The organism is Planococcus wigleyi, from assembly GCF_014836985.1.
Classification (GTDB): domain Bacteria; phylum Bacillota; class Bacilli; order Bacillales_A; family Planococcaceae; genus Planococcus; species Planococcus notacanthi.
On the sequence record NZ_JACSPU010000004.1, the window covers coordinates 445,718 to 467,625 of the forward strand.

General features: G+C 46.1%; 23 protein-coding genes and 1 other annotated feature. Of the genes, 2 read left to right on the top strand and 21 right to left on the bottom strand.

The features are described 5' to 3' along the window. Positions 1–43 precede the first annotated feature (43 nt). From trxA to zapA, 11 genes are all read right to left on the bottom strand, one after another. The gene (gene trxA, locus H9630_RS13600) at positions 44–358 is read right to left on the bottom strand and encodes a thioredoxin (RefSeq protein ID WP_008431421.1); all 315 of its coding nucleotides are present in this window, start codon (positions 356–358) and stop codon (positions 44–46) included. A 157-nt stretch (positions 359–515) separates the two neighbouring features. Then, positions 516–1,481: an electron transfer flavoprotein subunit alpha/FixB family protein gene (locus H9630_RS13605; protein ID WP_191716005.1), complete on the bottom strand. Its 966-nt coding sequence runs from the start codon at positions 1,479–1,481 to the stop codon at positions 516–518. A gap of 303 nt (positions 1,482–1,784) precedes the next feature. Then, positions 1,785–2,558, bottom strand: a complete 774-nt coding sequence (locus tag H9630_RS13610) for an electron transfer flavoprotein subunit beta/FixA family protein (RefSeq protein ID WP_191716006.1) — start codon at positions 2,556–2,558, stop codon at positions 1,785–1,787. A 20-nt stretch (positions 2,559–2,578) separates the two neighbouring features. Further along, positions 2,579–3,352, bottom strand: a complete 774-nt coding sequence (locus H9630_RS13615; RefSeq protein WP_191716007.1) for an enoyl-CoA hydratase — start codon at positions 3,350–3,352, stop codon at positions 2,579–2,581. Positions 3,353–3,369: 17 nt separating this feature from the next. Next, positions 3,370–3,954, bottom strand: a complete 585-nt coding sequence (locus H9630_RS13620; protein WP_191716008.1) for a TetR/AcrR family transcriptional regulator — start codon at positions 3,952–3,954, stop codon at positions 3,370–3,372. 94 nt (positions 3,955–4,048) lie between these two features. Beyond that, positions 4,049–5,740, bottom strand: coding sequence for an AMP-binding protein (locus H9630_RS13625; protein WP_191716009.1), 1,692 nt, complete (start codon positions 5,738–5,740; stop codon positions 4,049–4,051). A gap of 266 nt (positions 5,741–6,006) precedes the next feature. Then, positions 6,007–6,420: a DUF350 domain-containing protein gene (locus H9630_RS13630; RefSeq protein WP_191716010.1), complete on the bottom strand. Its 414-nt coding sequence runs from the start codon at positions 6,418–6,420 to the stop codon at positions 6,007–6,009. Positions 6,421–6,443: 23 nt separating this feature from the next. After that, entirely contained in the window at positions 6,444–8,804 is a 2,361-nt protein-coding gene (locus H9630_RS13635; protein ID WP_191716011.1) for an endonuclease MutS2, read from the bottom strand. A gap of 77 nt (positions 8,805–8,881) precedes the next feature. Next, entirely contained in the window at positions 8,882–10,591 is a 1,710-nt protein-coding gene (polX, locus tag H9630_RS13640; protein ID WP_191716012.1) for a DNA polymerase/3'-5' exonuclease PolX, read from the bottom strand. Positions 10,592–10,647: 56 nt separating this feature from the next. Next, the gene (locus H9630_RS13645) at positions 10,648–11,184 is read right to left on the bottom strand and encodes a CvpA family protein (protein ID WP_191716013.1); all 537 of its coding nucleotides are present in this window, start codon (positions 11,182–11,184) and stop codon (positions 10,648–10,650) included. A 5-nt stretch (positions 11,185–11,189) separates the two neighbouring features. Beyond that, positions 11,190–11,450, bottom strand: a complete 261-nt coding sequence (gene zapA, locus H9630_RS13650; protein WP_065537053.1) for a cell division protein ZapA — start codon at positions 11,448–11,450, stop codon at positions 11,190–11,192. A gap of 82 nt (positions 11,451–11,532) precedes the next feature. Between zapA and rnhC the strand changes: the two genes are divergently transcribed. Continuing rightward, positions 11,533–12,465: a ribonuclease HIII gene (gene rnhC / locus H9630_RS13655; protein ID WP_191716014.1), complete on the top strand. Its 933-nt coding sequence runs from the start codon at positions 11,533–11,535 to the stop codon at positions 12,463–12,465. Between the two features lie 54 nt (positions 12,466–12,519). On the opposite strand, the gene pheT is transcribed toward rnhC, so the two are convergent. The 6 genes from pheT to H9630_RS13685 form a co-directional block, all read right to left on the bottom strand. Then, positions 12,520–14,919: a phenylalanine--tRNA ligase subunit beta gene (pheT, locus tag H9630_RS13660; protein ID WP_191716015.1), complete on the bottom strand. Its 2,400-nt coding sequence runs from the start codon at positions 14,917–14,919 to the stop codon at positions 12,520–12,522. A gap of 14 nt (positions 14,920–14,933) precedes the next feature. Next, positions 14,934–15,971 (bottom strand): phenylalanine--tRNA ligase subunit alpha, encoded by a 1,038-nt coding sequence (pheS, locus tag H9630_RS13665; protein ID WP_191716016.1) that lies wholly within the window; start codon positions 15,969–15,971, stop codon positions 14,934–14,936. A 39-nt stretch (positions 15,972–16,010) separates the two neighbouring features. Further along, positions 16,011–16,238 (bottom strand) — a binding site (T-box leader). 47 nt (positions 16,239–16,285) lie between these two features. Then, positions 16,286–17,053, bottom strand: a complete 768-nt coding sequence (locus H9630_RS13670; RefSeq protein ID WP_191716017.1) for a TrmH family RNA methyltransferase — start codon at positions 17,051–17,053, stop codon at positions 16,286–16,288. 133 nt (positions 17,054–17,186) lie between these two features. Then, complete coding sequence (locus H9630_RS13675; RefSeq protein WP_191716018.1) at positions 17,187–17,636, bottom strand: small multi-drug export protein; 450 nt, start codon at positions 17,634–17,636, stop codon at positions 17,187–17,189. A 390-nt stretch (positions 17,637–18,026) separates the two neighbouring features. Next, positions 18,027–19,115 carry a M42 family metallopeptidase gene (locus H9630_RS13680; RefSeq protein ID WP_191716019.1) on the bottom strand — a complete coding sequence of 363 codons (1,089 nt, stop codon included), beginning with the start codon at positions 19,113–19,115 and terminating at the stop codon, positions 18,027–18,029. Between the two features lie 76 nt (positions 19,116–19,191). Then, positions 19,192–19,677: a dUTP diphosphatase gene (locus tag H9630_RS13685; RefSeq protein ID WP_191716020.1), complete on the bottom strand. Its 486-nt coding sequence runs from the start codon at positions 19,675–19,677 to the stop codon at positions 19,192–19,194. Positions 19,678–19,774: 97 nt separating this feature from the next. Here H9630_RS13685 and H9630_RS13690 point away from each other — a divergent pair, with 97 nt between their 5' ends. Beyond that, complete coding sequence (locus tag H9630_RS13690; protein ID WP_191716021.1) at positions 19,775–20,161, top strand: sigma-w pathway protein ysdB; 387 nt, start codon at positions 19,775–19,777, stop codon at positions 20,159–20,161. 3 nt (positions 20,162–20,164) lie between these two features. On the opposite strand, the gene H9630_RS13695 is transcribed toward H9630_RS13690, so the two are convergent. The 4 genes from H9630_RS13695 to infC all read right to left on the bottom strand — a co-directional run bounded on the left by H9630_RS13695 (position 20,165) and on the right by infC (position 21,842). Further along, positions 20,165–20,449: a DUF1294 domain-containing protein gene (locus H9630_RS13695; RefSeq protein WP_191716022.1), complete on the bottom strand. Its 285-nt coding sequence runs from the start codon at positions 20,447–20,449 to the stop codon at positions 20,165–20,167. A gap of 132 nt (positions 20,450–20,581) precedes the next feature. Further along, entirely contained in the window at positions 20,582–20,941 is a 360-nt protein-coding gene (rplT, locus tag H9630_RS13700) for a 50S ribosomal protein L20 (RefSeq protein ID WP_146557605.1), read from the bottom strand. Positions 20,942–21,107: 166 nt separating this feature from the next. Beyond that, positions 21,108–21,308 carry a 50S ribosomal protein L35 gene (rpmI, locus tag H9630_RS13705; protein WP_191716023.1) on the bottom strand — a complete coding sequence of 67 codons (201 nt, stop codon included), beginning with the start codon at positions 21,306–21,308 and terminating at the stop codon, positions 21,108–21,110. 27 nt (positions 21,309–21,335) lie between these two features. Beyond that, entirely contained in the window at positions 21,336–21,842 is a 507-nt protein-coding gene (gene infC / locus H9630_RS13710; RefSeq protein WP_191716076.1) for a translation initiation factor IF-3, read from the bottom strand. Positions 21,843–21,908 lie beyond the last annotated feature (66 nt).

Genomic DNA, 21,908 nt, shown 5'->3' on the forward strand with positions numbered 1-21,908 from the left:
CCCTATTAAAAAACCGGGCACCATCACTGGACCCGGTTAAGAATTATGCGTGTTTTTCAACCAATTCAGCCAATGCTTCTTTTGGTCTGAAACCAACTACTTTATCTACTGTCTCTCCGTCTTTCATCAATAGCAAAGTCGGAATTGACATGATGCCGTAGTTTCCAGCTGTTTCCTGGTTTTGATCCACATCAACTTTTACGATTTTAACTTTATCGCTCATTTCAGCGTCTAACTCTTCCAGCACTGGAGCAATCATTTTACATGGTCCGCACCAAGTTGCCCAAAAATCTACTAAAACGAGTCCTTCTGATACTTCTTGTGAAAAGTTCTGATCTGTACCGTGTACGATTGCCATGAATAATTCCTCCTTATGATTAAAACCAAACTATATACAGAGTATAGCATGCGTTAAAAACAACAGCTATTTATTTGCCTACTCTTCCATTACCCGTCAATTGGGTGCGTTAAACAGAAAATGGCGGCGAGTCTTGTAGACCCGCCGCCATCCAAAATTACATTACTTTCTTGAATTCTTCTGTCAGCATCGGGATGACTTCAAACAAGTCTCCGACAATGCCGTAATCTGCTACTTTGAAAATATTCGCTTCTGGATCTTTGTTGATCGCCACGATCACTTTCGAGTTGGACATACCCGCCATGTGCTGAATCGCTCCGGAAATGCCGGCTGCAATATACAGGTCCGGTGTAACCACTTTCCCTGTCTGTCCGATTTGAAGCGAGTAATCGCAATAATCTGCGTCACATGCGCCACGGGACGCGCCAACAGCGCCGCCTAGAAGATTCGCCAATTCCTGCAATGGCTCAAATCCTTCAGCACTCTTCACGCCACGGCCACCGGCGATGATGACTTTCGCTTCCGAAAGATCGACACCTTCAGAAGATTTGCGGACAACGTTTTTAATGATGGTGCGAAGGTTCGTGATATCTACAGACAATGAACTAACTTCGCCTGTACGCTCCTGGCGTTCAAGTGGTGCAATGTTGTTCGAACGCACTGTGATAAAGTCGATGCCTTCTTTCAGCTTCACTTTTTCAAATGCTTTACCAGAGAAGATCGGGCGGATAAAGACAGCTTCATCGCCTTCGCCTTCAATATCCGTTACATCCGAAATCAATCCAGCCTGCAACTTGGAAGCGATTTTCGGTGCCAGGTCTTTTCCGACTGCTGTGTGGCCAAAGACAAGGCCTTCCGGGTTTTCCTGTTCAACGACTGCCATAAATGCTTGGCCATAGCCGTCAGACGTGTATGACTTTAAGTGCGGGTGTTCTACCGTTACGACACGGTCTGCTCCGTATGCAATCAATTCAGCACCAAAATCAGCAACCGAATCCCCAATCAGAACGCCTACTACTTCTCCGCCGCCAGAAATTTTCTTGGCAGCCGCAATTGCTTCAAATGAGACATTACGCAAAGCGCCTTCACGCGTTTCGCCCAAAACTAATACTTTTTTCGCCATAGTCCGTTTACCCCCTAAGTAGATGTGAAAATTATATGGAACCGTTACTTGCTGTCAGTCGAATGGAAAGTAGCCTATTCTTCGGGATGCAAGGCACTCTGGCTGTGCGGCTGAAAACATGCCGCTTCGCCAGATCGTCTTACCCCTGTCAGAGCTGAACGGGCACCTTTGCTTTTCTTTGTCCAGACTCCGGTACCCAGCTCTTTGGGTCATAAGCCAACCCAGCTGTGCGGCAAAGAGCGCCACTTCGCTGGTCTGTCTTATGCCCGTCAGAGCTGAACGGGCACCTTCGCTTTTCTTCAATTAAATAACTTTTGCTTCGTTGCGCAATAGTCCGACCAATTCTGTAACCTGGTTGGAGATGTCGCCTTCCAGAATACGCCCGGCCGCTTTTTTCGGCGGCAAGTAGATTTCGATTGTTTCGGTTTTAGCTTCTACATCGTCTTCTTCGATGTCCAGATCATCCAATTCCAATTCTTCAAGCGGCTTTTTCTTCGCTTTCATGATTCCTGGAAGCGATGGATAGCGAGGCTCGTTCAGCCCTTGCTGAGCTGTAACCAGAAGCGGCAAGGATGTTTCCAATTCTTCCGCATCCCCTTCGATATCGCGGACGATGGTAACTGTTTCGCCTTCAATGCTCAAGCTGGTGATTGTCGTTACGTAGTTGATGCCAAGCAAATCAGCCACACGCGGTCCGACTTGCCCAGATCCGCCGTCGATTGCTACGTTCCCTGCTAAAATCAAATCAGCTTCTTTGTCTTTCAAGTATTCAGCCAGTATGTACGCAGAAGTAAACTGGTCCATTTCTTCAACATCGTCTTCTGTATTGATCAAGACGGCTTTGTCAGCGCCCATCGCAAGTGCGGTACGCAGCTGTTTCTCTGCTTCTTCATTGCCGATTGTGACTACAGTCACTTCGCCGCCGTGCGCGTCACGGACTGTGATGGCTTCTTCAATTGCGTACTCATCGTAAGGATTGATGATGAATTCCGCTCCGTCTTCCTGGATTTGTCCACCAGAAACGACGATTTTCTCTTCTGTGTCAAACGTACGTTTTACCAATACATAAATGTTCATGAACGTAAACCTCCCAAGTATTATTTCCCTTTAAATTGTGCTTCACGTTTTTCCAGAAATGCCTGGATTCCTTCTTTTGCATCTTCTGAAACAAAGACAGTTCCAAAAGATTGTGCTTCTGCATTTACGCCTTCATGATAAGACGCAGGCTTTGTGTACTGCAGCATCCCAATCGCCGCTTTGACGGAAACCGGGCTTTTCTTCGCAATTTTACGGGCGATTGAAAGCGTTTCCGTTAACAGGTCTTCTTCAGCGTAAGCACGGTTAGCCAAACCGTATTGTGCAGCTTCGGTACCGGAGATCGGATCGCTCGTCAACAGCATTTCAGCCGCTTTCGCTGAGCCTACATATCTTGGCAGGCGCTGTGTTCCAGCAAACCCGGGTATTAAGCCCAGTTGAAGCTCCGGTAATCCCAGTTTAGCATTTTCAGTGACAAATCGCATATGGCAACTCATTGCCAATTCCAATCCGCCTCCTAAGGCTGCTCCGTGGATCGCCGCGATTACAGGCTTGTGGAAGGTTTCAACCCGTTCAAAAACTTCCTGGCCGCTCGCTGATAATTTTGAAAATTCTTCTCCTGAAGATACTTGCGTAAACTCCTTGATGTCAGCTCCTGCAGAAAAGAATCTTCCTTCCCCGTGCAGGACAATGACGCGAACCTCTTCATCATTCTCAACTTGGTTCAACAATTCATCGACTTCCAAAATGAGCGAACGCGACAGTGCATTTGCCGGTGGACGATTAATCGTCGCGACAGCTACTCCATCTTCTTTTTTCCAACTGATAAATTCCATCCAATGAGCCCCTTCCTTTAAGCCTGCATACCTTTCAGCAGCAAACGCTGAACTTGTGGTGCGAGTTCGACTAAATCATATTTATGATCATTCATCACCCAAGTGGTGATGGTCTCATCCATTGTACCAAAAACCATTTGCCTTGCTAAACGAATATCCATCGCTTGATCAAATTCTCCATCTTCCATGCCTTTAACCAGGATCTGATCCATGAGCTTCAAATACTCCCTCAGCACATTATTGATTTTCATGCGGATTTCGTAATTGGATTGGCGCAGTTCGAGCTGTGTGACAATCGCTAAATGGATGTCACCGGCCAAAAGTTCAAAATGGCTTTCGATCATCAATCCCAGTTTGGATGCAGCATCCAAATCACGCGAGATGATCTGTTCAAGTTTGCTGACGAACACACCCATCTTTTCCTGGAATACAGAAATCAAAATGTCTTCTTTGTTTTTGAAATACAGATAAATCGTTCCGTCGGCTACCCCTGCCTGTTTGGCTATTTTCGAGACTTGTGCTTGATGATAGCCATTTTCAGCGATGACAATAACAGCCGCATCAATGATTTGTTTGTATTTCGGCTTATCCTTTTTTACCATGTTGTCACCACCCAAAAAAATATGAAAATATGAATGGCGATTCATTCATATTTTCATATTATAGTTTATTCAATAATGTGTCAAGCTTATTTCGTTAAGACGGCACTGCTTCATTCTGCTTGGCAATCTCTTCATCGACCAGTGAACGGCGCAGAATTTTCCCGACTGCTGTTTTCGGCAGTTCTTTGCGGAATTCGTAAACGCGCGGCACTTTAAATGAAGCGAGGTGTTCACGGCAATACTGATTGAATTCTTCCTCTGTTACAGTATAGCCTTCTTTTAGCACAATGTATGCTTTTACCGTTTCACCTCGATACGGATCCGGTATACCTGCCACGACGCATTCTTGAACAGCTTCATGTTCATAAAGCACTTCCTCGATTTCACGCGGATAAATATTGAATCCACCGGCAATGATCATGTCTTTTTTGCGATCGACGATAAAGAAATGGCCTTCATCGTCCATATAGCCAAGGTCTCCTGTCAATAACCAGCCATCGACGATTGTAGCGGCTGTTTCTTCAGGTTTGTTCCAATAGCCTTTCATTACCTGAGGCCCTTTGATAGCGATTTCACCGATTTCCCCATTTGGTATCGGATTGGTAGTGCCCGTTTGAAAAATTTTGCAGTCCGTATCCGGATATGGAAGGCCGATTGATCCTTTTGTCCGTTCGCCCCAAACCAGGTTCGAGTGGGTTACCGGTGATGTTTCCGTCAAACCATAGCCTTCGACCAATTTCCCGCCGGTCAATGCTTCAAATTTCTCTTGTACTTCAGCGGGCAGTGGTGCTGAACCGCTCAAGCAGGCTTCAATGGAAGACAAATCATATTTGGCGATGTCAGGATGGTTCATCAAGCCGATATACAAAGTTGGCGCTCCAGGGAAAAGCGTCGGTTTTTGCTTATTGATGGTCTTTAATGCCGTTTCCGGATCGAATTTCGGAAGCAACACCATTTTATTTCCCTGCATGACCGATAAAATCAAGACCGTCGTTAAACCATAAACGTGGAATAACGGGATGATTCCGATGATCGTTTCTTCCCCGTCCGTTGTTTTGTATAGCCAGCTGTCGCACATTGTTGCATTGGAGATGAGGTTCTTATGCGTCAGCATGACGCCTTTCGGAGAACCTGTTGTGCCTCCTGTATACTGCAGCAAAGCCAAATCTTCATCGAAATCAAATGGCGTTTCCGCTACAGTCGGCTGCGCCGTTTTCATGATTTCAGTAAACAAGTGATTGATGCCACGATGTTCCACTTTCACATTCATGCCATATTGCTTTTTCTGGATAAACGGATAAACCAAATTTTTCGGGAATGCCAGGTAATCCTTGATGCCTGTGACGATGACATTTTCCAGATCCGTTTCCTTCAATACTTTCGAAATCCTCGGGAACAGGATATCCAACCCAATAATGGCACGGGCTCCTGAATCTTTCATTTGGTAAGCGATTTCCCGTTCTGTGTACAGCGGATTGGTCATAACGACAACACCGCCGGCATAGAGGATCCCATAAAAACTGATGACCGCCTGCGGACAGTTCGGCAACATGATTGAAACCCGATCGCCTTTCTGGATGCCCAGTTTCTGCAGGTAGTTGGCAAACTTCATAGAGGATTGATAAAGTTCTTCATAAGAAAGTTCTCTCCCCATGAAATGGATGGCTATTTTTTTCGGGAACTTTCTGTATGCCTTTGTTAAGTAATCCTGTACCGGCATGCTGGGATACGTTAACGTGTGCGGAACTTCCGGTGGATAATGGGCTAACCACGGCTTTTCAGTCATTCTTTTGACCCCCTAGTTTTTTTAGAATCGTGCGAATATTCCTATATTTAATTATAAAGAAAAATGATACCGCTTACAAACTATATTTTTTATATATTGTACTATCTTGCTTAAATCTGTCTATTCTTGGATTAAGGCAAGAAAAAAGCCAGCTCCAAGGCTGGCGCTGCTCTTTAGAAAAGAAACAGAAAAATGACTCCCACAATCAGAAAGATTGCACAAAATACAAATAATATCTTGATTAAGTTTTCCACGACATCCAACTCCTATTGAATACTGGCTCCGATCACAAAAGACAGACCGACAGAAATGACCATTGAAATCAATCCGACAGACCGGTTGTCCTGCTCAATTTCATCATCCACTTTGAACTTAGGTGTCAGAAACTCAAACAGGATATAAGCAAAAATCAGCAAGGTGAAACCGAACAATCCCCAGCCGATCATTTCGAACAAGGAATTATGCTGTTCAATTGAAAAGCGAAAAATATTGGTGACACCAAAAATCTTTCCGCCTGTAGCCATTGCTACCGCCAAATTCCCTTTTTTGATTTGTTCCCAGTTATTATATTTTGTCACCATTTCAAAAATTACCATGGCAACGATCAGGCACAATACCACCACACTGAAGTAGCCAGCTGATTCGACTACTGGGTGCGTCCAAAATCCATTCTCTGTCATGTCCTATACTCCTCTGCGGAAACTCACTTTAACTCGGCTACGGTAACGCCCGAGCCGCCTTCCCCTGCTTCACCAAAACGATAGCTTTTCACCCGTGGATGCTTTTTCAAATATTGCTGGACACCTTGGCGCAATGCACCGGTCCCTTTTCCATGGATGATCGATACTTGATGGTAATTTGATAATAACGCATCGTCTAGGTATTTTTCAACACGCGCCAGGGCATCTTCATATCGTTCTCCGCGCAAATCGAGTTCCATCTTCACATGGCTGTCCCGGTCTTTCAAGGTTGCCATGGTCCGGGTCTCTTTCTGTTTTTCGGGTTTGGTATAGGATAAATCAGACTCCGGCAACTTCATTTTCAAAATGCCGATTTGAACAATCCATTCATTTTTCGACACTTTCTCAACCAATGTCCCTTTTTGGCCAAAGGAAATCACTTTGACTTCGTCATTGGCTTTCAGCGGTTTGGCTGCGTTATCTTTTGCCGCTTTTTTCAGGATTCGATTTTGAGGCATCGCGTCTTCCAGGCGTTTTTTCGCATCGATCAATTCATGCTCTTTTACAGACGAGCTTTGATTCAGCTGCATCTTGCGAAGATCCGAAATGACAGCTTCCGCTTCTGCCCGTGCCTGCTCAACGATTTTCCGGGCTTTTTCTTTCGCTTTTTCTTCAAGCCGTTCTTTTTGCTGTTCGTACTCTTCCAGCTGCTTCGCCAACTCTTTTTTCAAGCGTTCTGATTCCGCCAGCACCTGTTTGCTTTCTTCGGCGTCCTGTTCCGCTTCACGGCGGCTCTTTTCAAGAGAAGCGATCATCGAATCGACTGCTTTGCTGTCAGTTCCTGTAAAGCTCTTGGCATGGCTGATGATATGTTCAGGTAAGCCGAGTCGCTTGGAGATTTCAAAAGCATTGCTTCGGCCTGGTACTCCGATCAACAGACGATAAGTCGGGCTTAGTGTTTCTACGTCAAATTCCACACTGGCATTGGCTACACCGGGACGGTTAAAGCCATAAGCCTTCAATTCCGGGTAATGGGTCGTTGCAATGACACGTGCTCCTCTGCCATGCACTTCATCCAGCAGTGAAATGGCCAGTGCTGCCCCTTCCTGCGGATCTGTACCTGCACCCAGCTCATCAAAAATCACCAATGAATTCTCATCGAACTTGGTCAGGATATCAACGATATTGACCATATGGGATGAAAAGGTACTGAGGCTTTGTTCGATGGACTGTTCATCGCCGATATCCGCAAAAATCTGATCGAATACCGCCAGTTCCGATCCATCGAGCGCAGGAACCGGCAAACCGGATTGTGCCATCAAAGTTGATAAGCCAACTGTTTTCAACGTCACTGTTTTACCGCCTGTATTCGGGCCCGTAATGACAATTGCAGTGATTTCTCCGCCGAATTCGATATCATTCGGCACCACTTCATCTTTCGGAATCAAGGGGTGGCGGGCTTTCTTCAAATTGATGTAGCCTTCTGTGTTCATAGTCGGCTTGGTCCCTCTATGGGCAGCTCCGTATTTCGCTTTTGCCAAAATCAAATCGATTTCCCCAAGCACTTCCACTAAATCAAATAGTTCATGAGCCACTTCCTGCACTTGTGCTGACAGCATTTGCAGAATGCGGTCGATTTCCTCTTTTTCTTTCATTTTCAGGCGGCGCACTTCATTATTGGCCTGTACCACGGCATCCGGTTCAATGAACAATGTTTGCCCGGATGATGATTGATCGTGCACAATGCCGCCATAATGGCTGCGGTATTCCTGTTTAACGGGAATAACAAAACGGTCATTGCGGATGGTGACGATGGAATCCGACAGCATTTTCGATGCATTTTTACCGCGCACCAGACTTTCCAGCCGTTCACGGACACGGCTTTCCTGCGTCCGCAGTTGCTGGCGAATTGAGCGCAATTCAGAACTCGCACTGTCCAAAACGCCGCCGTTATCGTCAATACAGATGTTGATGGCATGTTCGAGAGCTGTCAGAATCGGCATCGATTCTTTTTTCTCCAGGAAATGTGGAATTTGAATCACTGCTTCTTCCTGGATCGTTTCGAAAAACTGGCGCAGGATGCGGCTGGCACGGATGGTCGATGAAACTTCCATCAACTCCATCGGGCTCAGGCTGCCGCCAATTTGCGCTCTCCGTGCATGCAGACGGATATCAAAAATACCGCCCATCGGCACATTATTTTTGACACGCAATACTTGTGCGCCTTCATCCATTTCTTCGAGCAAACGATTAACTTCGTTGATATCTGTAGATGGCAGCAAGTTATCCACATGGGCTTTTCCTAGTGACGATGTGCAATACCGTGCCACGTCATCCCGGATTTTATAAAATTCAAGTGTTCTTAACGCGCGTTCTGCGATCATTTAAGAACCTCCTAACGTTTCAGATAAATTAATAAAGATATTCCGAAAAACAACTTCATTTTATTTTAAAAACTAATTTACTTCGATTTATTCAAATAGGCTTTCAATTTTTCCAGCGACCATGTGTTTACTACATTGTCTTTTTTCAGCCATGCCTTTTGAGCATGCTTGACGCCTGTTTCCATGACTTCCAGACCTTCAATGGCATGGGCATCCGTATTGATTGCGACAGGCACACCTTTTTCCTGCGCCATCACCAAATATGGGACAGCAAGATCCAAACGGTACGGGCTGGCGTTCAACTCGACAATTTTGCCGTATTCCTTGGCCCAATCCAGAATCTGTTCAACATCCGGATCGTACCCTTCGCGTTGGCCTACGATTCGGCCAGTCGGATGTGCAATCATGTGGACATGCGGATTCTTCATCGCAGTCAAAATGCGTGCCATGATCTGTTCCTGTGGCTGTTGGAAGCTAGAATGGATACTGGCAATGACAAAATCCAATTGCTTCAGCATATCATCGTCAAAATCCAATGTGGCGTCCGGCAAAATGTCCATTTCTGTTCCGGACAACACTTCAATCGCCGGGTACTGCTCATTGATTTCGCGGATCAGTCCATGCTGCTCCGTCAAACGCTCCGGTGTCAGGCCGTTAGCGACTTTCAAATATTGAGAATGGTCGGTGATGACCATGAATTCATAGGATTTCGCCACACAGGCATCGACCATTTCCTTCAAGGAATTGGCTCCGTCCGACCAGGTGGTGTGCATATGAAGATCGCCTTTGATGTCTTCAATCGCCACCAGCTCAGGCAATTCTTCCAGGCGGTCAAGCTCACGCCCATCTTCACGAACGGATGGCGGAATGAAAGGCAGTCCGAAATGCGCGAAAAATTCTTTCTCGGATGCAAAAGTCACAACTGCCCCGTCTTCTTGCTCTACTCCGTATTCACTGATTTTCTTGTTCTGGGATTTCGCCAATTGGCGCATTTTGACATTATGGTCTTTAGATCCGGTGAAGTGATGCAAAGCGGTGACGAACTCTTCAGGCGCCACCAGGCGGAAATCGACATCGATCGGTTCCAATACATCTACAGTGACAGAGACTTTCGTTTCTCCTGATGCAATCGTTTCCTGTACAGGCAACGCTGCCAGCAATTGCTCCTTCACGAGCGCCGGTTCAGCCGTCGCAATGATGAAGTCCAAATCCTTGCTGGTTTCTTTGGTTCTCCGGAAACTGCCGGCCACTGAAAACTCAGTGACTTCCGCAATCGTGATCAATACGTCTTCAATGAATGCCACGGTTTCTTCCGTTTTCCAGATCGGCTGGCGATCAGGTTTCGTCTCAAAATCATTCAGTTCTTTCAAGATTTTTTCTTCCGACTTCGGCCCGAACCCTGGAAGCTTTTGAATTTCCTGGTTCAAGCAAGCTGCTTTCAAGGCTTCCATCGAATCGATGCCAAGTTCCTTGTAGAGTTTGGCGATCTTTTTGCCGCCCATTCCCTGCAGCTTCATCATTGGGATGAGGCCTTTCGGCACCTCTTCCTGAAGCTCTTCAAGAACGGTCGATTTGCCGTCGTTGATCAATTCGAGGATGACGTCTCCCGTGCCTTTGCCGATGCCTTTCAGCTTCGTAACATCTTCAATTTCGTCCAGGCTGCGCTGATCCAGTTCAAGCGCCTGCGCGGCTTTTCGGAAAGCTGATACTTTAAACGGGTTTTCCCCTTTAAGCTCCATATATAATGCTATCTTTTCAAGCGTACGGATGATGATTTTTTTATTCAACGAGAGCCCTCCCCATTTCGATTAAAAAAACTTCCCTCGTAAGAGAGAAGTTCCTACTACATATAAATATACCACCATTCTTTCACTTTCTCAGAGAAATAAGGCGTATGTTCAAGCATAGACTGGGCAATTCCCGAATTCTCCAATTGGTTCTGCACTGCATCAACAGGCAGCAGCGCGAACACATAGATGAAAATGAACAATAGGATGTAAACTTCGATAAGACCCAGTACCGCTCCAAGAATCTTGCTGAAAAATCCGAGCACCGGCAAAAACTTCAAGAAATCAAACATAGAGGCAATCAGCTGCAACCCGAACTTCACTACAAAGAAAATAAGCGCAAACGCCAATAATTGATAGAAAGTCTGATCCAGATCCAATTGGTCTACGACGATCGTGAACTGCGAGTTTTCATTTACTGCCGGGTACGGAATCCATAACGTGAAGTATTCGGACAAGGGTTTATAGTACTTATAAGCCACAATCAAAGCGACAACAAAGCCGACCATGTGGATCAGCTGGACAATAAAGCCTCGTTTGGCGCCAACGATGATGCCGCCAAGCAGGATGATGAGTAAAAGTATATCAAGCATTAGCGTCAACCCTTCAGTTTTTTCAATTCATTTTCTAATTGTTCAACTTGCTCTTTCAGTTTAAGATAGTCATGTACCGCATTTGATGCAGTCAAGACCGCAAGCTTCGCCTGATCCAGTGATGGATTCAAGGCATTGATCTCGCGCATTTTGCTGTCGACGATCGATGCGACCAGGCGCATGTGGCCGGAAGTCTCGGTACCGACCATTTTATAGGTGTTGCCATAGATATCAACGACCGTGTGAATTTTATGTTGCTCTGACAATGCAATATCCCCCTTTGGAATTCTATAGACCATCATACCATGAACACAAGCCGATTGTGAATCAAAGAAAGGTGACGTATCCATGTCAAATACAGTTCTGAAACTCCCGGAAGAAAGTCTCCTCCAGGTGATCTCGCATTACCAGAAAAACCAAATTCAATCCAAAAATCCCTATGCCCGCTTCAGCGCTAAACTGCCAGATGCCGTTGTCACCGTCTATACTTCCGGAAAAGTTATGTTCCAAGGAAACGGTGCCGCTCGTGAAGCCGCTAAATGGGGTGCTGCAGAATCAGCAGTTGAAAAAACTGTATCCACTAAAGGCGATAAACTGCCTGACGGCTTCGCCAAGCTGTCCGTCCTCGGATCTGACGAAACCGGTACAGGCGACTTCTTTGGCCCGATTACTGTCGCCGCCTGTTACGTACCTGCAGACAAAGTCGAACTCGCCCATGAACTCGGCGTCAAAGATTCCAAGCAGCTTACCGATGCATGGATGCGCCAAGTGGCACCCGACTTAAGGGAAGCATTTGCCCATAAAGTGCTGACTTTGAAAAATGATAAATACAACAAAGTGCAAGGCCAGGGCTGGTCACAAGGTAAAATAAAAGCGCTTTTGCATAATCAGGCGCTGAAGCATGTGCTTCATGAGATCGCGCCGGAAAAACCGGACGCCATCCTGATTGACCAATTTGCCGAGCGCGGCATCTACTACAAACACATCAAAGAAGAACCTGAAATCATCCGCGAGAACGTCCTGTTCTCCACTAAAGCAGAAGGTCTCCATGTATCAGTTGCCTGTGCTTCCATCATCGCCCGTGTCGCTTTTCTCGAAGAAATGGACCGCATGAGCGCTGAAGCCGGCGTCACGTTGCCGAAAGGGGCAGGGAAAATTGTTGATGAAGCGGCAGCGAAGATTTTGCTGAAGCATGGTGAGGAATATTTGAAGAGTTTGACGAAGGTGCATTTTGCGAATACGGGGAAGGCGAAGGTGTTGGCTGGGAAACGGCGTGGATAGACAAATAATCCCCTCGAGAAAATTTCTCGAGGGGTTATTTTAGTCAAAAATAAATTAGCTTCTTAACTCAGCGCCGACTTCCGTCAATGCTGCCAATACTTTATCATGTGCGTTGATGACTTCTTCGTCCGTCAAGGTCTTCTCAGGATCGAAGTAGGTCAAGGAGAAGGCCACTGATTTTTTGCCTTCTTCCATTTTATCGCCTTCGTATAGGTCAAATACACGGACGTCTTTCAATAGCTTGCCGCCTGCGTTGCGGATGACTGTTTCAATCGTTGCCGCTTCGACAATTTTCGAAAGGACTAATGCCACATCGCGTGACATGGATGGATAGCGCGGCACTGGCGTATAGACCAAAGCTTCTGATTCCAGGTTCAACAGCGCTGCCAGGTTTAATTCCATGACAATCGTTGTTTTTAAGTCGCGTGCTTTTTGCTCGGACGGATGCAATTGGCCCATAACACCGATGCGTTGGCCGTTGTGCATGATGAATGCCGTTCTGCCTGGATGCAAATCATCCATTTGGCCGCGTTCAAACGTCAATTGGACGCCAAGTTTATCGGCAAGGCTTTCCACAATGCCTTTCAGGACGAAAAAGTCGACTGGCTTTTTCTCGCCCTGCCAGCTGTTATCAAGCCAAAGACCGGTCATTGCGACTGCCAAATGCTCCTGCTCGTTCAAAAGCTCGTTATCGCCTTTTAGGAAGACTGAACCAGTTTCATACAATGCCACTGAATCCATTCTTCTCGCTGTGTTATACGTAACAGATTCCAAAAGATGCGGAAGCAAGCTTTGGCGAAGGATGCTGCGCTCTTCGCTCATCGGCATCAACAGACGCGTCGTATCCGTTTCTTCCAAAGCGAATTGCTTCGCTGATTTCTCGGAAGTCAGTGAATACGTCGTCGCCTGAAGCAAACCGGCGCCTTCCATCAGGTTGCGGACAATGCGGCGTTTTGCCTGGTAAGGCGTCAAACCGCCTGGCGTTGTTTCCGCTTCCGGCAAGGTTGCTGGAATTTCGTCATAGCCATAAAGGCGTGCGATTTCTTCCACCACGTCTTCAGGAATTTGAATATCCTGGCGGCGTGTTGGTACCGAAATCACCAATTGGCCATTTACTGCTTGTGTATCGAATTTCAGGCGCTTCAGAATGTCCAGCATGTCTTCGAAAGCAATTTTCATGCCGAGACGGCTGTTAATGAAATCCGGAGAAACTTTAACGATTTTCTCTTCTTTATTTAATTCGTCAAATACCACTGATCCCGCCAATACTTCCCCGCCGGCAAGTTCAGACAGCAATTGCGCCGCACGTTCTGCAGCCGGGATGACACGATTTGGATCAACGCCTTTTTCGTAGCGTGAACTTGCATCGCTGCGAAGTCCGTGATCTTTCGATGTCTGGCGAACAGATCCTGATGCAAAATAAGCCGATTCGATGACAACTGTCGTTGTCGAATCACTTACTTCTGAGTTGGCTCCACCCATTACACCAGCAATCGCCACTGGTTTTTCACCATTGGTGATGACCAGGTGATGGCCGGATAATTTACGTTCTGCGTCGTCAAGCGTAGTGATCATTTCGCCTTCTTTGGCGTAGCGAACTGTGATATTCCCAGTTCCCAGTGCATCGTAATCAAATGCGTGAAGCGGCTGGCCGTATTCCATCAAAATGTAGTTGGTGACATCGACCACATTGTTATGCGGGCGGACGCCGGCTGCCATTAAACGCTGTTGCAGCCACATTGGCGATTCCTGTACTTTGATGTTGCGGACCACTTTTGCGACATATAATGGATTGGCTTCAGGTGCATCCACATTCAACGTCAACATTGACGCCGCAGTATCGGATACTTCGTTGTAGCTGATTTCAGGAAGCTGCACTTCTTCGGAAAGAATCGCACCCACTTCATAAGCGACTCCAAGCATGCTCATCGCGTCTGCACGGTTTGGCGTCAAGCCCAGTTCCAACACTGTGTCATCCAAATCGAAATTGGTGATGACGTCAGATCCTGTTTCCGCATCTTCCGGCAATACATAGATACCTTCTGCATAAGCTTTCGGTACCAGCTTGCCTTCAATGCCCAGTTCCTGCAGCGAGCAGATCATGCCACGGGATTCTTCTCCACGAAGCTTCGCTTTCTTGATCTTGATATCGCCAGGAAGTTTTGCGCCAGGACGAGCCACAATGACTTTTTGTCCAGCTGCGATATTCGGTGCGCCACAGATAATTTGAGTGGTTTCTTCGCCAATATTGACTTGGCAAATGGATAGTTTATCGGCTTCCGGATGCTTGACGCACGACTCGACATAGCCGACGACGATATTTGTCATGCCATGCGAACGGTCGATGACTGCGTCCACTTCGATACCGGAACGCGTTATTTTTTCACCCAATTCAGCGGGTGGCAATTGTTGTGTATTTACATAGTCTTTCAACCAATTAATGGATACGAGCATGTTTTATTTCCTCCTTAAAGTTCTGTACGTTGGAATTGGGATAAAAAGCGGACATCGTTCGTATAGAAATGACGGATATCTTCAACGCCATATTTCAACATGGCAATGCGCTCAGGCCCCATGCCGAAAGCGAATCCAGTCAGGCGTTTTGAATCATAGCCGGCCATTTCAAGAACATTCGGATGCACCATTCCAGCGCCCAGAATTTCGATCCAGCCTGTTTTTTTACAGACGTTGCAGCCACTGCCGCCGCATTTGAAGCAGGAAATATCCATTTCCACAGAAGGCTCCGTGAATGGGAAGAAGCTTGGGCGAAGACGGATTTCGCGGTCGTCGCCGAACATTTTCTTGGCGAAGACGGAAAGTGTCCCTTTCAAGTCGCTCATGCGGATATCTTCTCCGATGACCAATCCCTCTATTTGCGTGAACTGGTGCGAATGCGTTGCGTCATCGCTGTCGCGGCGATACACTTTGCCTGGGCAGATGATTTTAATCGGTTCTCCGCCTTTGGCTTCCATCGTACGCGCCTGTACCGGTGACGTATGTGTACGCAATAGAATATCTTCTGTTATATAGAAGGAATCCTGCATATCGCGAGCCGGATGACCTTTCGGCAAATTCAACGCTTCAAAGTTATAATAATCCTTTTCCACTTCCGGTCCTTCTGCCACTTCGTAGCCCATGGAAATAAACAAGTCTTCGATTTCTTCCACAACGCGCGTCAACGGATGCGAATTGCCTGTTTTCACAGGGCGTCCTGGCAAGGTGATGTCGATTGTTTCACTTTGCAGCTTCATATTGATCGCTTCTTCTTCCAGGATAGCCATACGGCCTTCCAATTGAGTTGTCACTTCTTCACGTACAACATTGACCAAAGCACCCATTTTCGGACGTTCTTCAGCCGGGAGTTTCCCCATGCCTTTCAATAAATCCGTAATCGGCCCTTTTTTCCCTAAATACGCCACGCGGACGTCGTTCAGTTCTTTGACCGTTGAAGCTGCGGCAATCTGATCGAGTGCCTGTGTTTTCAATTCCTGCAATTGTGCTTCCATTCTTTTCTCCTCCTTAGACAGTAAAAAGCCCCGTCCCAGAAAAGGGACGAGGCATTATTCGCGGTACCACCCTAGTTATCGCCATACAGCAATCACTCATTTACATAACGGCTCTTCACCGGCCCATCTTTACAGTATTTCTACTGGTCCCGTCGGGCAGCTCGCGGGGTGAACTTCCGAGGCGTTTACATATCCACACTTCCAGTCAAGGTGCGGAATCTCTGTGATGTAAGGGCGCAACGTACTTTTCCCGTTCTTCGCTTTTACTTATATTTACTCTTTCATTATACGAAAGTTCACGGCTTTTATCAAACTTAGTTTTTCGGGACGAGACTATACAAAAGAATGCCAGTTGCTACTGCGACATTCAACGACTCTGCACTGCCGTAAAGCGGCACCATCAGGTTTTGGTCTGTCTGCTGAAGCAGCACTTGGTCAACGCCGCTGCCTTCATTCCCAACGATTAAAGCAAATTTCTCATTCGTCTCCGCTTCATGGACCGGCACCGAGTTTTGCAATGCCGTCCCGAAAATTTGGATGCCGCTTGCTTTGGACTGTTCGATCCACTCAATCAATTCCCCTTTAACGACAGGGATTTGGAAATGCGACCCTTGCGCCGAACGCACGGTTTTCGGATTATACGGATCTGCGCATCCTTTGCCCAGAATCACGGCGTCGATGCCGCTCGCCGATGCTGTACGGATCATTGTGCCGATATTGCCCGGATCCTGGACAGCATCGATCATCAGAAGCTTCGTCCATGTCTTCTGCTCGTCTTCCGCAAACTCAGGCTGCGCACAATGTGCAAAAATGCCCTGTGTATGTTCGGTTTCCGATATTTCTTTTGCTACACCCGCTGTTACGGAATATTGAGGAACTCCTTCAACGTCCCAGTCTGCTGGAATGTCCACACCTTCACGGACGATCAATGACTTGATCAGCTCTTTTTTCTTTAAAGCCTCTTCCGTTAAATGAAAGCCTTCGACCAGGAATTCCGCGAATTTATCGCGTTCTTTCCGGGTCGTTCCAAGCTTTTTCCAATGCTTAACGAGTGAGTTTTGGTTCGATTCAATTCTTTTCATTACAGGATCACGCCTTTATTTCAGAATAGCTCCAGTATAGCATACAGAAAAGCGGAAGCGCCCATCTAGCCCCGACAAGCGCTGGAAAGGCTGAAGCGACTCGAGGGGCTGGGCGCTGGAGTCTGGACACAGCTTAGATTTCCCTCGTGAAGAAATCAAAGCCAAGAGCTGTTAAAATGCCGAAAGCCAATGTCCAGACGGCGATGCTGATGGTCAGCCAAAGGGTCGTGTTCTTTTTGGTGGCGCCGAGTGTCATGCCGATGAAAGCTGCGATATGCGTCCCAATCAAAATAGGTCCAAGCATGGCGAGACCGGGCAAGCCGTATTTATTCCAAATTCGTTTGGCGCGTTCGTTCTTTTTCGAAACAGCTTTGCCTTTCGCTTCCTGGCGCTTGTTGTACCAGATCTGAAACCGGTCAAAGCCGATAATCAACGCCAGCACAGTCACCATATTGCCGACAAAAGCCAGCACCATCACCCAAAATGGCGACAAGCCCCAGATGATGCCGAGCGGAATGACTAAAGCAATTTCAAACCACGGAATTGCGGCTCCTAAAAAAACCAGGAAATATTCATAAATCATTCAGTCTCCTCCTTCAAGTAATTGCGGAAGTTCAAAAAATACAAAGGAAAAATCTTTCATCCAGAGATATCTGCAATAGTTGGGCGAGTTTCAGCGACAAAGTGATAGAATGCCAAAACTCTTCTATTCAATAAAGACAATCGCCTGGTAGGTTACATGCACTTAACAGAGCGAACTCTCAACTCTTTTACGCAATTCTTAAGCATTGGTTTCACCTTCCTGGAGATATCTTCGGTTTTTATAACACAATGTAAACTAAACATAACATATTTCCAGTATCCGTTTATGCTTCATTTCTATTTAAAGGGTTGTTTGCGGAAACGCGATAGTTGTTTGCAGAATCAACTAAAAACAAAAAAACCCCTTCGCCAAGCGAAGAGGTCATCCAGTTTATTCAAATGTAATGCGCGCCACTGTGTCTTTATCGAGCTTTTTGATCACTTCAATAATCAGTTTCACGGCATTTTCGTAATCGTCGCGATGCAGGATGCCTGCGTGCGAGTGGATATAGCGTGTCGCTACGCCGATCGCCAAGGCAGGAACTCCGTTTGCCGTCAAATGGATAGATCCGGCATCTGTTCCGCCGCCGGCAATCGTTTCGAACTGATACGGAATGCCTGCTTCTTCAGCCGTGTCTACGACCAGTTCACGCAAGCCGCGATGGGAAACCATCGAAGCATCGAACAGCAACAATTGCGGGCCATCGCCCATCTTGCTGTTGGACTCTTTGCTGGTAATCCCCGGTGTATCGCCGGCAATGCCCACGTCCACAGCAAACCCGATATCCGGCTGTATTTGGGCAGTCGCTGTTTTAGCGCCGCGCAAGCCGATTTCTTCCTGCACCGTACCCACTCCGTAAACCACGTTCGGGTGGTCGACGCCTTTCAGTCCTTTTAGAACATCGATAGCGATTGCACAACCAATGCGGTTGTCCCAAGCTTTCGCCATCAGCAATTTTTCATTGTTCATTACCGTGAACTCGAAATATGGAGTGACCATGTCGCCGGGAGTCACGCCCCACTCTTTCACTTCTTCACGCGAAGATGCGCCGATATCAATGAACATGTCTTTGATTTCGACAGGTTTTTTGCGCGCTTCCGGAGACAGGATATGCGGTGGCTTGGAACCGATCACCCCTGTAATTTCCTTGCCGTTGCGCGTTGTGATTGTCACGCGCTGCGCCAGCATCACTTGTGACCACCAGCCGCCTACCGGTTGGAATTTCAAGAAGCCTTTTTCGTCAATTTGCGTGACCATAAAACCGACCTCGTCCAAATGGCCAGCTACCATGATCTTAGGTCCGTCAGCCAGTCCTTCTTTTCGTGCAATCAAACTTCCCAAGCCATCTGTTTCTATGGAATCGGCAAATGGTGCTATGTATTTTTTCATGACTTCACGCGATTGGCGCTCATTTCCAGGAATGCCGTTCGCATCCGTCAATTCTTTTAACATCAATTGTGTTTCATCTAGAGTAGACATTATTTCGACCTCCTAAGTAATCCGTTGCTTTTCCATTATAATGCAATCCTGCTCAGTTATCAAAACATTCATTCTTTCAATAGCCGTTATGCTGGCGGTCGTAATTGGTTTTATTCTTTTGGATATAGGCTTCGAGGACTTCTTCGTAGCTGAATTCCAATGCTAAAGCCAATCCGCCATAGCAGCTCCAAATCTCCATGAAATTGGACATTGAATAATTCTCCAGAAACTCTTGAATGGCTTTTTGAGTCAGCAAAAACAGCTCCGTCAAATCCGTTTCCGCTACGGGCTCGGGCCACTTCTTTAAGGTATTCAAATCCTTCTCAATACCGAGTGACAGCAAGAAATGAATCGAGTCAACGTATTCCTCTAAAATGACCGACCGCTCAGAAGGTCCTTTGGTACTCCAAAATTTGAAGCAGCGCGTTTCATTCGCCAGTTCAGCTAACTCCACTAATAAAGCTAAACCTTTCTTTCTGAAAACGTCTTCGTTGATTTCCTGATTCGATTGAATAAATCGGTCCAATTCTTCCTGCATTTTGAATAGTTCATGCAAATTCATAAAAATCTCCCCTTTTAACAGAATAAATCTTGAAACCAAACTACTTTTGATTCGTATATAAGACAGATAGGACTATGTAACTTAGGAGGTAATTTAGATGGCTTTTCTCATACGCCTCATTGTACTGGCATTGATTATCTACTTATTCTATCGATTGATCCGTTTTATTGTAGATCCGAAAAGAAAATTAGACTCTGCCCTTGAATCAGGTACGTATTATTTCCTTGATGATGTAAAAAATGTACAAAAGAACTTTTTCATCGCTTTTCGTGGCGTGTTGTTCGAAGGCGAAAAATATCTTGGTACTACTGAAAATGCATTCGAAGTGGTTTCCATCTTTGTGTGGGTAGAAAATCCCGACAAATTGCAGGGCTTCACGAAAGAGGATTTCCATTTCCTCGAAAAAGAGATCTTAATGAATTATCCCGAAGCCCGCATCAATTGGAAAAATCCGATTGAACAGTTAATGAAGCAAAACCAATGAGCATTATGCCCATCCATTAAAAAATTTCAGGTAGCACCAGATTAAAATGGCGGCATCCAGCATGGCAAGCATCAAAAAACCGACACGGAAATTGGTGTGCTTCGTTTTGTGGCGAAATGCCATCATGCCAAGATAAGCGCCGATGCCTCCGCCAAAAATGGCAACAGTCCACAGGTTCTTTTCAGGAATCCGTTGTCCGCGCCGTTGAGCCTGGTGTTTGTCGACCTTCATCATAGTGAAAGCCATGATGGTCAAAATCGCGAAATATGCAGCAATAATTAAGAACATAAGGTTTTCCTCCATAAGAAAAGACTGACGAAAATTCGTCAGTCTTTTTTATTGTTCGCTAAACGCCTGAGCATTGCAGCTTTCTAGTTGTGTGATGTCTATGAACCGCTTGGTCAGGCGCTTACGCTTTTATTACTTAGCTACTGCTTGCTTCGCTTGGTCAACCAATGCTGTGAATGCAGCTGCATCAGATACAGCGATTTCAGCTAGCATTTTGCGGTTGATGTCGATGCCCGCAACTTTCAATCCGTGCATAAGACGGCTGTATGAAATGTCGTTCATGCGAGCTGCTGCGTTGATACGTGTGATCCATAGTTTACGGAAATCACGTTTTTTGTTGCGACGGTCACGGTAAGCATAGTTACCTGACTTCATTACCTGTTGGTTTGCTACTTTGAAAAGGATGTGCTTTGCACCATAATAACCTTTTGCTAATTTAATGACCTTTTTACGACGCTGGCGCGTCACTGTTCCACCTTTTACGCGTGGCATATCACATTACCTCCTGCTGAATATATAAAATTCGATTTTTTGTTGCTTGTCTAGACTTCAGCACCCAGTTCTCGGAATCATAAGCTAAAGCAGCTGTGCGGCAATAAGCACCGCTTCGCCTCTTCGTCTTATGCCCATCGAATCTATACGGGCGCTTACGCTTTTCTTATTTCATGTTATAGATTAATGATTTGATGCGTTTCAAGTCGCCTGAAGAAACTAATTTCCCTTTGCGAAGTTTACGCTTTTGCTTAGTTGATTTGTTTGCAAATAAGTGGCTAGTGTGTGAGCTGTTGCGTCTTACTTTACCAGTACCCGTTTTTTTGAAACGTTTAGACGCACCTCTATGGCTTTTCATTTTCGGCATTTCGAATTCCTCCTAAACAATGATCTCTTATTCTTTTTCGTTGACTGGTGCAAGCATCAAGAACATGCTGCGACCATCCATTTTAGGGCGCTGTTCAACCGTTGCAACTTCTTTGCACGCTTCTGCGAAACGTTCAAGAACACGTTGTCCGATTTCTTTGTGCGTAATTGCACGGCCTTTAAAACGAATAGAAGCTTTCACTTTGTCGCCTTTTTCAAGGAACTTGATCGCGTTGCGAAGTTTCGTGTTGAAATCGTGATCGTCAATTGAAGGGCTTAAGCGAACTTCTTTGACGACTATCACTTTCTGATTTTTACGGATTTCACGATCTTTCTTTTGCTGCTCGAACTTGAATTTACCATGGTCCATGATACGAGCAACCGGCGGCTTAGCTTGAGGAGCCACAAGAACAAGATCCAAGTTGACACGAGCTGCAATTTCAAGTGCTTCGTTACGTGTTTTGATGCCAAGTTGTTCACCGTTTTGATCAATAACTCGCAACTCACGTGCACGAATACCGTCATTTACATTAATGTCTTTGCTAATAGTAATCCACCTCCGGATAGTGTCGCGAATAGCTTAAATGTGTGAACCGGCCGA

What these genes read in the sequence shown, in the direction of transcription:
- H9630_RS13645 (WP_191716013.1), bottom strand. Translation starts at nt 11,184, where the DNA reads ATGCTTGATATACTTTTACTCATCATCCTGCTTGGCGGCATCATCGTT.
- H9630_RS13625 (WP_191716009.1), bottom strand. Translation starts at nt 5,740, where the DNA reads ATGACTGAAAAGCCGTGGTTAGCCCATTATCCACCGGAAGTTCCGCAC.
- H9630_RS13670 (WP_191716017.1), bottom strand. Translation starts at nt 17,053, where the DNA reads ATGAAAAGAATTGAATCGAACCAAAACTCACTCGTTAAGCATTGGAAA.
- rplT (WP_146557605.1), bottom strand. Translation starts at nt 20,941, where the DNA reads ATGCCACGCGTAAAAGGTGGAACAGTGACGCGCCAGCGTCGTAAAAAG.
- H9630_RS13690 (WP_191716021.1), top strand. Translation starts at nt 19,775, where the DNA reads ATGGCTTTTCTCATACGCCTCATTGTACTGGCATTGATTATCTACTTA.
- H9630_RS13635 (WP_191716011.1), bottom strand. Translation starts at nt 8,804, where the DNA reads ATGATCGCAGAACGCGCGTTAAGAACACTTGAATTTTATAAAATCCGG.
- H9630_RS13610 (WP_191716006.1), bottom strand. Translation starts at nt 2,558, where the DNA reads ATGAACATTTATGTATTGGTAAAACGTACGTTTGACACAGAAGAGAAA.
- rnhC (WP_191716014.1), top strand. Translation starts at nt 11,533, where the DNA reads ATGTCAAATACAGTTCTGAAACTCCCGGAAGAAAGTCTCCTCCAGGTG.
- H9630_RS13680 (WP_191716019.1), bottom strand. Translation starts at nt 19,115, where the DNA reads ATGTCTACTCTAGATGAAACACAATTGATGTTAAAAGAATTGACGGAT.
- trxA (WP_008431421.1), bottom strand. Translation starts at nt 358, where the DNA reads ATGGCAATCGTACACGGTACAGATCAGAACTTTTCACAAGAAGTATCA.
- H9630_RS13675 (WP_191716018.1), bottom strand. Translation starts at nt 17,636, where the DNA reads ATGATTTATGAATATTTCCTGGTTTTTTTAGGAGCCGCAATTCCGTGG.
- H9630_RS13615 (WP_191716007.1), bottom strand. Translation starts at nt 3,352, where the DNA reads ATGGAATTTATCAGTTGGAAAAAAGAAGATGGAGTAGCTGTCGCGACG.
- H9630_RS13685 (WP_191716020.1), bottom strand. Translation starts at nt 19,677, where the DNA reads ATGAATTTGCATGAACTATTCAAAATGCAGGAAGAATTGGACCGATTT.
- H9630_RS13630 (WP_191716010.1), bottom strand. Translation starts at nt 6,420, where the DNA reads ATGACAGAGAATGGATTTTGGACGCACCCAGTAGTCGAATCAGCTGGC.
- rpmI (WP_191716023.1), bottom strand. Translation starts at nt 21,308, where the DNA reads ATGCCGAAAATGAAAAGCCATAGAGGTGCGTCTAAACGTTTCAAAAAA.
- H9630_RS13620 (WP_191716008.1), bottom strand. Translation starts at nt 3,954, where the DNA reads ATGGTAAAAAAGGATAAGCCGAAATACAAACAAATCATTGATGCGGCT.
- pheT (WP_191716015.1), bottom strand. Translation starts at nt 14,919, where the DNA reads ATGCTCGTATCCATTAATTGGTTGAAAGACTATGTAAATACACAACAA.
- H9630_RS13605 (WP_191716005.1), bottom strand. Translation starts at nt 1,481, where the DNA reads ATGGCGAAAAAAGTATTAGTTTTGGGCGAAACGCGTGAAGGCGCTTTG.
- H9630_RS13695 (WP_191716022.1), bottom strand. Translation starts at nt 20,449, where the DNA reads ATGTTCTTAATTATTGCTGCATATTTCGCGATTTTGACCATCATGGCT.
- pheS (WP_191716016.1), bottom strand. Translation starts at nt 15,971, where the DNA reads ATGGAAGCACAATTGCAGGAATTGAAAACACAGGCACTCGATCAGATT.